Annotated in this window: 8 protein-coding genes; 4 read left to right on the plus strand and 4 right to left on the minus strand. The window is 70.0% G+C overall.

Going from position 1 to position 11,684, the window contains the following annotated elements; translation table 11 throughout:
- Positions 1 to 130 precede the first annotated feature (130 nt).
- Both ACFVGO_RS26830 and ACFVGO_RS26835 read left to right on the plus strand, forming a co-directional pair.
- The gene (locus ACFVGO_RS26830) at positions 131 to 7,030 is read left to right on the plus strand and encodes a polymorphic toxin-type HINT domain-containing protein (RefSeq protein ID WP_380634492.1); all 6,900 of its coding nucleotides are present in this window, start codon (positions 131 to 133) and stop codon (positions 7,028 to 7,030) included.
- On the plus strand, positions 7,027 to 7,332 hold the full coding sequence (locus tag ACFVGO_RS26835; protein ID WP_359906728.1) for a hypothetical protein: 306 nt from the start codon (positions 7,027 to 7,029) through the stop codon (positions 7,330 to 7,332). Before ACFVGO_RS26830 ends, ACFVGO_RS26835 begins: the two co-directional genes overlap by 4 nt.
- 272 nt (positions 7,333 to 7,604) lie before the next feature.
- Here ACFVGO_RS26835 and tgmC read toward each other — a convergent pair whose 3' ends face one another.
- The gene (gene tgmC, locus ACFVGO_RS26840) at positions 7,605 to 8,753 is read right to left on the minus strand and encodes an ATP-grasp peptide maturase system methyltransferase (protein ID WP_380634494.1); all 1,149 of its coding nucleotides are present in this window, start codon (positions 8,751 to 8,753) and stop codon (positions 7,605 to 7,607) included.
- 397 nt (positions 8,754 to 9,150) lie between these two features.
- Between tgmC and ACFVGO_RS26845 the strand changes: the two genes are divergently transcribed.
- A complete protein-coding gene (locus ACFVGO_RS26845) occupies positions 9,151 to 9,744 on the plus strand; it encodes a DUF4291 domain-containing protein (RefSeq protein ID WP_380634496.1) in 594 nt (197 codons plus the stop codon).
- Positions 9,745 to 9,781: 37 nt separating this feature from the next.
- Here ACFVGO_RS26845 and ACFVGO_RS26850 read toward each other — a convergent pair whose 3' ends face one another.
- The 3 genes from ACFVGO_RS26850 to ACFVGO_RS26860 are packed head-to-tail and all read right to left on the minus strand — an operon-like array spanning position 9,782 to position 11,017.
- Positions 9,782 to 9,979, minus strand: a complete 198-nt coding sequence (locus ACFVGO_RS26850) for a DUF397 domain-containing protein (protein WP_380634498.1) — start codon at positions 9,977 to 9,979, stop codon at positions 9,782 to 9,784.
- Positions 9,976 to 10,107 (minus strand): DUF397 domain-containing protein, encoded by a 132-nt coding sequence (locus ACFVGO_RS26855; RefSeq protein WP_380356165.1) that lies wholly within the window; start codon positions 10,105 to 10,107, stop codon positions 9,976 to 9,978. Before ACFVGO_RS26855 ends, ACFVGO_RS26850 begins: the two co-directional genes overlap by 4 nt.
- Entirely contained in the window at positions 10,070 to 11,017 is a 948-nt protein-coding gene (locus tag ACFVGO_RS26860) for a helix-turn-helix domain-containing protein (protein ID WP_380356166.1), read from the minus strand. The genes ACFVGO_RS26855 and ACFVGO_RS26860 overlap by 38 nt, the downstream gene beginning before the upstream one ends.
- Positions 11,018 to 11,207: 190 nt before the next feature.
- Between ACFVGO_RS26860 and ACFVGO_RS26865 the strand changes: the two genes are divergently transcribed.
- Entirely contained in the window at positions 11,208 to 11,618 is a 411-nt protein-coding gene (locus ACFVGO_RS26865) for an ATP-binding protein (protein ID WP_380634501.1), read from the plus strand.
- Positions 11,619 to 11,684: the final 66 nt, after the last annotated feature.

Here is an 11,684-nt window from a genome sequence, read left to right on the forward strand (position 1 = left end):
AAAAAAAATCCAGACAAAAACCCCCACGATGGTCCCTCCTCCCCCCCTCTTTTCCCGGGTCTGTCCCCTCCCCCCCCCCCCCCCCCGCGGTCCGTCACACCCGTTTTCTCCCAGAGGAGTTGTCCCACCCATGAGCAGGAAGAGGTCGGTGCCGCGGCCGACCCGCACCAGAATGTCCGCGATCATCGCGGGCACCCTGGTCGGGTCGCTGCTGCCGGCACTGCCGCTGGCCGCCGTCGCGGCGGCCGCGGAACCGTACACCAAGCCGTCCGCGGTCTCACCCGAGAAGCCCGTCAAGGGCTCCGACGCCAAGGCCAGGGGCCGCAAGGCCGACACCACCGTCAGCAGGACGGACGGCAAGCAGGGCGCCCTGCCCGGCGCGGGCAGCGCCACCGTCGACGTGCCCGGCGAGAAGGGCAAGGCCGTCAAGGCCGGCAAGCTGCCGGTCGCGCTCTCGTCCTCGGGCGCGGCGGGCAAGGCCAAGGTCGAGCTGCTCGGCCAGGACGCCGCCGCCAGGGCCGGCGTCAACGGCGTCCTGCTGACCGTCACGGGCGCCGACGAGAACAGCGGCCTGGCCGTCGACTACTCGTCCTTCGCCCAGGCCGCCGGCTCCGGCTTCGGCTCGCGCCTGAAGCTGGTCCGCCTGCCCGAGTGCGCGCTCACCACGCCCGACCTGCCCGAATGCCGGGTGCAGACCCCGCTGCCGGGCGGCAACGACGTGGCGAAGCAGACCGTCGCCGCCGACGCCCTGACCACGGCCCCGGCCGGGTCGATGCGCCTGCAGTCCGCGCCGGGGGCGATGGTGCTCGCGGCCACCACCGGCAGCGCCGGACCGAGCGGCGACTACAGGGCGACGCCGCTGTCGAGCGCGTCCTCCTGGTCCACGGCGCTGAACAGCGGCGCGTTCACCTGGTCCTACGACATGCCGCTCACGGCGATGCCGGGCGGGCTGACCCCGAAGGTCGGCCTGTCCTACAACTCCGGTGCGATCGACGGCCGCACGGCCAACAGCAACAACCAGGCCTCCTGGGCCGGTGACGGCTTCGACCTGTCGCCGGGCTTCGTCGAGCGCAGCTACAAGGCCTGCGCCGACGACGGGGCGCCCAAGACCGGGAAGTCCAGCCCCGGTGACCTGTGCTGGGGCACGGACAACGCCACCATCAGCTTCGCGGGGCACTCGGGTGAGCTGATCCCGGTCTCCGGCGACGAGTGGCGGATCAAGAACGACGACGCCACCAAGGTCGTGCGCGTCCGCGACACCGGCCGCGGCAACGGCGACAACGACGGCGAGTACTTCCGCGCCACCACCACCGACGGCACCAGCTACTACTTCGGCTACAACCGCCTGCCGAACTGGTCGGCGGGCAAGCCGGAGACCAAGTCCGTCTACACCGTGCCGGTCTACGGCAACAACGCGGGCGAGCCGTGCAACGGCGCCGACTTCGCGTCCTCGTGGTGCCAGCAGGGCTGGCGGTGGAACCTGGACCTGGTGGTCGACGCCCACGGCAACGACATCACCTACTGGTACACCCCCGAGACCAACAACTACGGCCGCAACCTCAAGGCCACCGACCGCACCTCGTACGTGCGCGGCGGGCGCCTGGACCACATCGAGTACGGCCAGCAGCAGGGCGACCTGTACTCGGCCGGCGTCAAGCCGATGGGCCGGGTCGACTTCGGCACCGCCGAACGCTGCCTGGAGACCGGCGCGGGCGTGTGCGACCCGGCGAAGATCGACGCCAACCGGCAGTACTGGTACGACACCCCGTGGGACCAGAACTGCAAGGACGGCACCGACTGCACCACGCAGTACTCGCCGACCTTCTTCACCCGCACCCGCCTCACCCAGATCGCGGCCAAGACCCTGCAGGCCGACGGCAGTTACGCCACCGTCGACACCTGGGACCTGACCCACAAGTGGGGCACCGCCGACTTCGACTACCAGCTGCTGCTGGACTCGATCAAGCACACCGGGTCCTCCGCCGCCCCGTCCGTCGCCCTGCCGAAGACCACCCTCGCCTACAAGCAGATGGCCAACCGGCTCGACAAGGTCGGCGACGGCCGGATGCCGTTCATCAAGCAGCGGCTCGGCACCGTCACCGACGAACTCGGCGGCCAGATCGACGTCAACTACTCGGCCGCGGCCTGCGACTGGAACAACCTGCCCACCCCGCAGTCCAACACCACCCGCTGCTTCCCGCAGATGTACCAGGCCTCCGACGAGACCCCGGTCACCACGGAGTGGTTCAACAAGTACGTCGTCGACGCGGTCATCGCCACCGACCGCACCGGCGGCGCACCCGACATGGTCACCCGCTACACCTACCTCGGCGACGCCGCCTGGCACTTCGACGACGAGGACGGCCTGACCAAGGACAAGCTCAAGACCTGGTCCCAGTGGCGCGGCTACGCCCGCACCCGGGTCGAGACCGGTGGCGTCACCGGCATGACGACGCAGGCGGACCACTGGTTCCTGCGCGGCATGGACCAGGACCGCAACAACCCCGCTGACAAGAACGGCAAGCGCAGCGTCACCGTCGACGACGGGCAGGGCACCGTCCTGACCGACGACCAGGCGTGGGCCGGCTACGAGTACCGCACCGAGCAGTACGACAAGCCCGGCGGCGTGATCCTCGGCAAGAACGTCAACACGCCGTGGAAGCAGGAGACCGCCAAGCGCGTCCGCGACTGGGGCACCACCACCGCCAACATCACCGGCACCACGGTCACCCGCACCTTCACCTCGCTCGACAAGGGCGCGGGCAGCAACTGGCGCGAGACCCGTACCAACAACACCCGCGACGGCTACGGCCGGGTCACCTCGGTCGAGAACCAGGGTGACGTCGCGGTCCCCGACGACGACACCTGCACCCGCACCACGTACGCCGACAACACCGGCACCTGGATCCTCAGGAGCGCCACCCGTGTCGAGGTGGTCGCCGCGAACTGCGCCACCGACGTCAACCGGGACACCCGGGCCGACGGCACCTCGGCGGTGCTCTCGGACATCCGCTACCGGTTCGACGGCCAGGGCTTCGGCGCCGCACCCGCCAAGGGCGACATCACCCTCATCCAGACGCTCAAGTCCCGCACCGGCAACAGCGCCACCTACCTGGACCACGCCGCCACCTACGACGGCTACGGCCGTCCGCTGAGCAGCACCGAGCTGGCCTCCAGCACGGTCTACGACCTCAGCGGCGCCACCAACCCGGTCACCACGGCCTCGCCGAACGCCCGGACCAGCACCACCGCCTACACCCCGGCCACCGGCCGGCCCAGCAAGTCGGTGGAGACCACCCCGCCCGCCAAGGCCGGCGACACCACCACCACGCAGACCACCACCACCGACTACGACCTGCTGCGCGGCCTGGCCGTCGACACGATCGACGCCAACAACCGCCGCACCGACACGCTCTACGACGCCCTCGGCCGCACCCTGAAGGTCTGGCTGCCCGACCGCTCCAAGGCCACCGGGCAGACCCCCGACCAGGAGTACGCCTACACGGTCGCCGACAACCAGATCGTCTCCGTCGCGGGCAAGACCCTCAACGAGGACGGCTCCCAGCAGACCGCCTACACCCTGTACGACGGCCTCGGCCGCTTCCGGCAGGGCCAGGCCCCGGGCGACAACGGCGGCCGCGTCATCGCGGACACCTTCTACGACGAGCGCGGTCAGACGGCGCTCGCCTACTCCCCGTACTACGCCACCGGCGCGCCCTCCGGCACGCTGCGCAACATCGACGACACCGCAGGCCTGGAGACCCAGGCGGCAACGGAGTACGACGGCCTCGGGCGGGTCGTCAGGACCACCGCGCTCTCGGGCAACGGCGTCGGCACCCCGCTGGCCACCACGCTCACCGAGTACGGCGGCGACCGGGTCACCGTCACCCCGCCCACCGGCGGCACCCCCACCACGACCGTCTTCGACGCGGTCGGCCGGGCTGTCGAGCTGCGCCAGTACAAGTCCGCCGCGCCCACCGGCGCCTACGACTCCACCACCTACGGCTACGACCCGGCCGGCAACCTCTCCAGGCTCACCGGCCCGGCGGGCAGTGTCTGGACCTGGCAGTACGACCAGCTCGGCCGGCGGACCAAGGCGGTCGACCCGGACTCCGGTACCACCACCAGCACGTACAACGACCGCGGCGAGCTGACCGGCACCACCGACGGCGGCGGCAAGACCGTCGCCACCGCCTACGACAACCTCTCCCGGCCGATCGAGACGCGCGACGGCTCGGCGACCGGCCCGCTGCTGACCTCCCGGGCGTGGGACCCGGCCGGCAACAAGGGCCAACTGTCGTCCAGCACCCGCTACAGCACGGTCGGCGGCACCACCTACCAGTACAAGACCACCTACTCGCTGTTCGACACCCTCGCCCGGCCCACCCGCACCACGGTCACCATCCCGTCCGTCCCCGGCCAGGAAGCCCTGGCAGGCAGCTACATCAGCGGCACCATCTACCGCCTCGACGGGCAGGCCAAGTCGATCGCGTACCCGGCCGCCGGGAACCTGGCGGCCGAGTCGGTGGCGTTCACCTACGACGCGCTGCACCGGCCCACGGCCGCCGAGGGCCTGACGAAGTACCTCACCAACCAGACCTACAGCCTCACCGGCAAGCCGCTGCAGTCCACGCTCAGCAACGGCACCGCCGGCAAGGACGTGTACATCACCAACGGCTACGAGTGGGGCACCCAGCGCCTCGCGTCCAGCCGCACCGACCAGTACGGCGTCACCGGCGCGACCCGCGCCGCCGCCTACACCTACGACCAGGCCGGCAACGTCACCTCGGTCACCGACACCTCGCGCTCCGGCACCGACCGGCAGTGCTTCCGCTACGACTCCCTGGCCCGCCTCACCGAGGCCTACACCCCCGGCACCGGCGGCTGCACGGCCCCCGGCGGCACCCAGCTCGGCGGCCCCGCCCCGTACTGGACCAGCTGGACCTACAACACCAACGGCACCCGTGCCACCGAGACCCGGCACGACACCACCGGCAACACCGGCCAGGACGCCACCACCACCTACACCTACCCCGCCGCCACCGCGGCCCGACCGCACAGCCTGAGCTCCACCTCCACGGTCACCGGCACGGTCGGCGCTCCGGTCGTGGAGAGCTACGACTACGACACCGCGGGCAACACCACCGGTCGGCACCTCAAGTCGCCGTCCGGCAACCAGACCAGCGACCAGGCCCTGACCTGGGACTCCGAGGGTCGAGTCGGCCGACTCGCCGCGACCGTCCAGACCACCAACGGCAGTACCACCGCGACGACCAACCAGACCACCGACTACCTCTACGACGCTGTCGGCAACCGTCTGCTGGGCCACACCCTCGACACCGCCCAGCCGGCGGCCGAGAGCTGGACCCTCTACCTCGACCGCGTCGAGCTGAAGCTGGTCAAGGGCGCCGCCAAGGCCACCGCCACCCGCTACTACCCGCTCGGCTCGGCCACCGCGGTCCGTACCGACGACAACCGCCTGACCTTCCAGGTCAACGACCACCACGGCACTGCCGAGATCGGCGTCGACGCCGCCACCGGCGCCGTGGACCAGCGCCGCTCGCTGCCCTTCGGCGGCAGCCGCGGCACCACCCCCGCCACCTGGGCCGGCACCCGGGGCTTCCTCGGCGGCACGGCCGAGCCCACCGGCCTCACCCACCTCGGGGCCCGCGACTACGACCCGGCCACCGGCCGGTTCATCAGCGTGGACCCGGTCCTGGCCGGCACCGACCCGCAGTCGCTGGCGGGCTACACGTACAGCAACAACAACCCGCTCACCCTCAGCGACCCGTCCGGGCTGCGGCCCGACGGCACCTGCGGCGGTACGGCCCAGTGCCGCACCCCCGAGGGCCAGCTCGTCCAGGACTACTGGATGCCGGTCAACGGCGGCGACTGGGTCGTCGAGACCGTCAAGAGCGTGAAGTCGGTCCTTCCCGGCGGAGTGCAGATCACCACCGGCAAGACGGACTTCAACAAGCTGATCCAGCAGACCAACAAGAACCTGAAGATCCTCCAGAAGCAGCGTCACCGCTTCGGAGAGGACCCGGACTCCGACGCCCACGACTACGTGGCGGCAGCGCTGAACGCCTGCCACATGATCAAGGAATGCCAGAAGTCCCCGATCTACAACGAGCTCTGGGACCAGCTCAAGAACTGGCAGTTCGAGAACATCGCCATGTTCGGCCCGGGCGAGATAGGCGTCGGCGCCGGAGCCCTCGGCAAGGGCCTCGCCAAGTTCAACAACTCGGCCAAGCCCAAGCCGGCCGCCGCCGCCGAGAAGCCCGCACCGGGCAACCGGATCGCCATGTCCTGCGACAGCTTCCCGGCGGGCGTCGCGGTGCGGATGGCGGACGGGACGACCAAGCCCATCGAGCAGTTGAAGGTCGGGGACCTCGTCCTCGCCACCGACCCGGAGACCGGGAAGACGGCCGCTCGCGAGGTCGACGCCACCATGGTGACCCCGGACGACGCCGACTTCACCACGCTCCTCCTCGCCGACGGCCGGGGCGAGGTCACCGCGACCGACCACCACCCGTTCTGGAGCGTCAACCGGGACGCCTGGGTCAACGCCGGGGACCTGACCGCGGACGACACCGTCCGCAGCTCCGACGGCACGGTCGTCGCCCTGGCCCGGGTCCGACACTTCCACCTGGTCCAGCCCGCCCACAACCTGACGGTGCGGGACCTGCACACGTACTACGTGCTGGCAGGGAACACGCCGGTACTGGTTCACAATTCCGGACCGAACTGCTTCACCGCCAACTCCTCCCAGGTAGCGGCCACCCCGCGTGGACGTGCTCCGGAGTATCACGGCGGAACGATCAATCAGGACCAGGCCATGGACCTTGCCGAGCGTTGGCTCGGGGCCGGGTACCGGGAAGAGGGAGTCGGCCGGTACGTGTCAAGTGATGGCAGTCGTATAGTTCGTTACGGAAAGCACGAGACCACGTCGAAGAGCCATCACATCCACTTCGAGGCGGTCGAGAACGGCCGAGTGGTCGAGAACACGAGTGTGGAGATCAGGCCATGAGTGCACCTGTGCCGGCCGTCCTTGACGGCGCTTCGGTCGAGCTGTACGCGCGGGTGGGAGACGCGCAGCGGCCCACCGGCCGGACCAGGCACTCGATCGACGGCCTCGACGAGAAGATCTCCCACCTGGCGATCGCACGGTACGACGGAGAGTCCGATTACTACCTGTTCTACTGCTCTGCGGACTGGGAAGTCCTGACGGACACGTGCCATCCCACGCGGCAGGAGGCGATCGAGCAGGCGGACTTCGAATTCGAGAACGTGGAGTTCGCTCCGCGCCCTACGGGTTCTGAGCGGGGTTAAGAAGGGGCCCTACTCCGCCCCGCCCCTACCGTTGCACTGAAGAAGCCCCACCGGATCGTTTTCCGGTGGGGCTTCTTCAGGTCTCGACGGCAGTAGCCGAAGAATCCGCTCGCGCAGGGCATGGCGGGCCTCGATCCCCGGTCACCGCGCCAGAGCCCAGGTGTCGCGCCTCCCCGCCGAACGCCCCCGCCCGTCGGGCGATACGCTCCTCGCCCGCCTGGGAGCCTGGGCGCCTGAGCTGCTGCCGCTGCTGCTGCTGCGCGATGGAGGGCTCAGATCGGCAGGTTCCAGCCCGGTCCGGCCTCGCTTCCGATCCAGACCCGCTGCCCGGTCGGCGAGACGGTGAGGCCGAAGCCCTCCTGGTGCGGCTCGCCGGCCCGCTGCCAGGCTTCGACGGCGCTCTCCACCTGGTCCCAGAGCCGGAGCGGGCCGCGCTGCACCACGGTCCACCCGCCGCCGGGAACGGGCGCGGTCCGGGCCTGCGATCCGGTGGCCACGTCCCAGAGGATCTGGTGCCCAACGGCCCCCATCCGTTCGGCCGAGGGCGCCGCGAGCTGGGCGACCCAGCTGCCGGTCCAGGTGCTGATGACCTCGGGGTCGATCCGGGACGGGCGTTCGTCCCCCGGGAGCAGGGAGATGCTCTGGCGCGGCGGTCGGTCGTGCGGGCGGGCGATCATGAAGCTGGTCCAGCCGGGCATGAACCGGCCCGTTCCCTCGCCGGGGGCCGTGACGACCAGGCGGACGAGCCCGAAGCCGAACCCCCACCCGGAGACGGTCGCCAGAATGACGCCGCCGGGCTTCACCTGGTGCAGCCAGCCGGGCGGCAGGTACCGGACGGCGCAGGTGGCGATCAGCCGGTCGTACGCGCCCTCGCCGCCGTCCGGGTCGCCGACCAGCCCGTCGCCGACGATCAGCCGGGGAGCGAACCCGGCCGCCCGGATCGCGGCGGCGGCACGCTCGGCCACCAGCGGGTCGTACTCGATGCTGGTCAGGTTGGCGTCCCCGAGGCGGTGGGCCCCGAGGGCGGTCGAGTAGCCGGTGCCGGTGCCGATCTCCAGCACCCGGTGCCCGGCTTCGGCATCGAGCTGCTGCCACATGCCCAGCACCAGCGACGGCAGGGTGGAGGACGACGACGGCGTCCCGGTCACGGTGCCCCCGGTCACGTCCTCGGGGCGGACGTGACCGTCGAGTTGGGTGATCAGCGTCTCGTTCGCGTAGACCTGCCTCAGCCATCCGGGGTCGGTCCGGTGCACGGGCCGGTACGCGGTCGGGCTGCTGCCCGGGACCGGCACGAAGAACGACCCGACGAACAACTCCCGCGGCACGGCGAGCGCGGCGGCCCGCCACGCCGGATCGCCGATCGCGTCGTCCCCGGCGAGGCCGTCCACCAGGGCGGCGCGAAGCCGGTCCGAGGTGCTCATGAGTCGGGGCCCTTCTCCAGGAGGTCGGCGATCGCGCGGACGATCGCCGAGGTGGTGTCGACACCCTGCCAGGCCCAGGGCCCGCTGACGTGGCATTCCGAGAAGGACCACTCACAAGGGGCGGTCACCACGAGGTCGACTTACGACGCCGTCTTATCGATCTTCGGGGCGGTCTGGTTCACCGACCCGGAGAGGCTGCTGCTGACGGCCGGGTTCACGGACCCGGATGTCCGAGTTCTCGACGCTCCCGAGCCCGGCCACATCGGAACCCTGATCGCCCGCGCCGTAGTTGTGTGACCTTCGAGAGCGGAGCGGCTCCACGGCCCGCGCCGGGGAACCCCACGCCGCCCGGAAAATCCGCTGGCGCAATGCTCGCGGAGCATCGAGGCTGGTCAGCGTGCCAGAACCCAAGTATCAGATCCGCGCCCTCCACACCCCCTCCACGGTGACCGTCTACCAGGCGTACTCGCCGGAGATCGGGCTGCCCGCCGCCCGGGACGGCCGCTTTCCGGCGGTGTGGAAGAGGGACCGGATGACGTGGATCAAACCGTCGTTCCTCTGGATGATGTACCGCTGCGGATGGGCGACGAAGGAAGGACAGGAGACCGTCCTCGCGGTCGAGATCACCCGCGAGGGCTTCGAATGGGCCCTGGAGAACAGTTGCCTGTCCCACTACAAGCGCGGGCTGCACCCCGACCAGGCCACCTGGAAGCGGGAGTTGAGGCGGTCGCCGGCCCGCGTGCAGTGGGACCCCGAACGCAGCCTGCATCTGGAGCCGCTGCCCCATCGGTCGCTTCAGCTCGGCCTCACCGGCGAGGCCACCGAGCGTTATGCGGACGAGTGGATCGTCTCGGTGGAGGACGTCACCGCACTCGCGCACACGATCCACGACCACGTGCGGGCCGGGGAACTGGAGCACGCCCGGAAGCTCCTGCCCGCCGAACTCCCGTACCCGTCGGGCGACACACTGCTGACCCATCTGGGCGCCTGAGCCCGGCCGATGTCCTTCCCGTGTAGCGAGTTCCCGGTCAGCCTTGGCCCGGGAACTCGCCGTCCTGAACGGCCGCCACGAATGCTTCCCAAGCAGCGGCCGGGAAGACGAGGGCCGGGCCGTGAGGGTCCTTCGAGTCGCGCACGGGAACGACACCGGGAAGACCGGGGGCTACCTCGATGCAGTCGCCGCCATTGCCGCCGCTGTAACTACTCTTGCGCCAGACCGACATCATGCAGGGAACTCGCCCTCACGGATCGCAGCAACGAAGGAGCCCCACGCGGCCGCCGGGAAAACGAGCGCCGGGCCGCCGGGGTTCTTCGAGTCACGCACGGGGACGAGGCCGGGGAATCCGGGGGCCACCTCGATGCAGTCGCCGCCGTCCGGGCCGCTGTAGCTGCTCTTGCGCCAGCCGGCCGCGTCGAGCTCGTTCTGCATCATCTCTGAACCCTTCCAGCGCCTCGGCGATCAGCGCGAGCGAATCGCCCGCTGTGAGCGCATCGCCACGCAGCCGATCATAGCGCCGCCGATGCCCGGAAACGACGGTCGGATCGTCGCTGGGACTGCCTCTGTCAAGGCTCTCCGAGTACACCAAATGCTGCCCGTCCGGCATCTCCAGAAGAACCATCGAGGTCTTGATGATCGTCGCCCGAGCCGTGAACGGCACCACCTGAATGACGATGTTCCCGCGCTGGGCGATGTTCAGCAGGTGTTGCATCTGGCGAGCCATCACCTTCGGTCCACCGACCACCGATCGAATCGTGCTTTCGTCCAAAAGCACCACCAACTGGGGCCCGCCCTCAGCAAGGAACCGCTCCTGCCGCGCGAGCCTCGCCGCGACTCGCTCCTGAATCACTTCTGGGCGTTCATCCGTCCCGCCAGCCTCGAACATCGCTCGTGCGTAGTCCCTGCACTGAAGCAGTCCGTGCATGAAGTCGGCCTGGAACACATGGGCCCCAACCGCCTCGGCCTCCGTATCGGCATGAGTCTGGAACCAATCCGGGTGCTCAACTCCCGCATTCCAGTCCACCCGGTCCCAGAGCCGCTTCAGCGATCCGCCTGTGTCGAGCAACCGGTCCGCCTGCACGACCATGTCCGGCGACATGCGCCTCTGGCCGGACTCGTACCTGGTGATGTTCGGCCTGGTGCAGTGCAGCAGCTTCGCCAACTGCTCCTGCGTGTAGCCGGCCATCTCCCGGTAGAACCGCAGCTCTTCGCCGAAGATCCGCGCCGAACTGGCCGTCACTTCGCTCTTGAGTCGCCGGTGTGCCATGCCTGACCCCCAGACGTACCGCGTGTGCGTGGTACCCGATTTCGGCCATCACCGTACCTCTGCGACCCGGATCATTGAGACCGGAACGCAATCATCTGCATGCGCAGAGTGATTGTGCGCGCTCTTGTCGCACTCCCCCCTCCGCCCCCTCCGAGGTACCCCCATGCTCAAAACGCACCGTCGCCCCCGCATGTTCGTCGCGCGCCTCGACTCCCGTATCGAGTCCACGCCGCTGGCCCGGTACTTGCTCCGGGCCTACCTCTCCGCCCTCCCCGCCGGAGAACGGTACTCGGACACCGCCGAACTGTTGCTCGGCGAGTTGTTCGCCAACGCCGTCCAGCACTCCGACGCCCCCGACGACTGCCACATCGAGGTCCGCTTCACCGTCACCGGCTCCCGTCTCCGAATCGAAGTCCACGACGCCGGCACCGACCACCCCACCCTCCACACCCCGACCCCCGACGACGAACACGGCCGAGGCCTGCTCCTCGTCGATCGGCTCGCCGAACGCTGGGGCAGCGCCAACCGCCCCGGCGGCATCGGCAAGTACGTCTGGGCCCACATCGCCCCCGCCCCCGGCCCCGCCCTCGTCACCGCCTGAAAGCACCAACTCCCATGCACCTCACCACCCTCGCCGGCCACGCCCTCTCCCGCGGCCGCACCCCCG

Source organism: Kitasatospora sp. NPDC057738 (assembly GCF_042798815.1).
Taxonomy (GTDB): Bacteria; Actinomycetota; Actinomycetes; order Streptomycetales; family Streptomycetaceae; genus Kitasatospora; species Kitasatospora lactacystinica.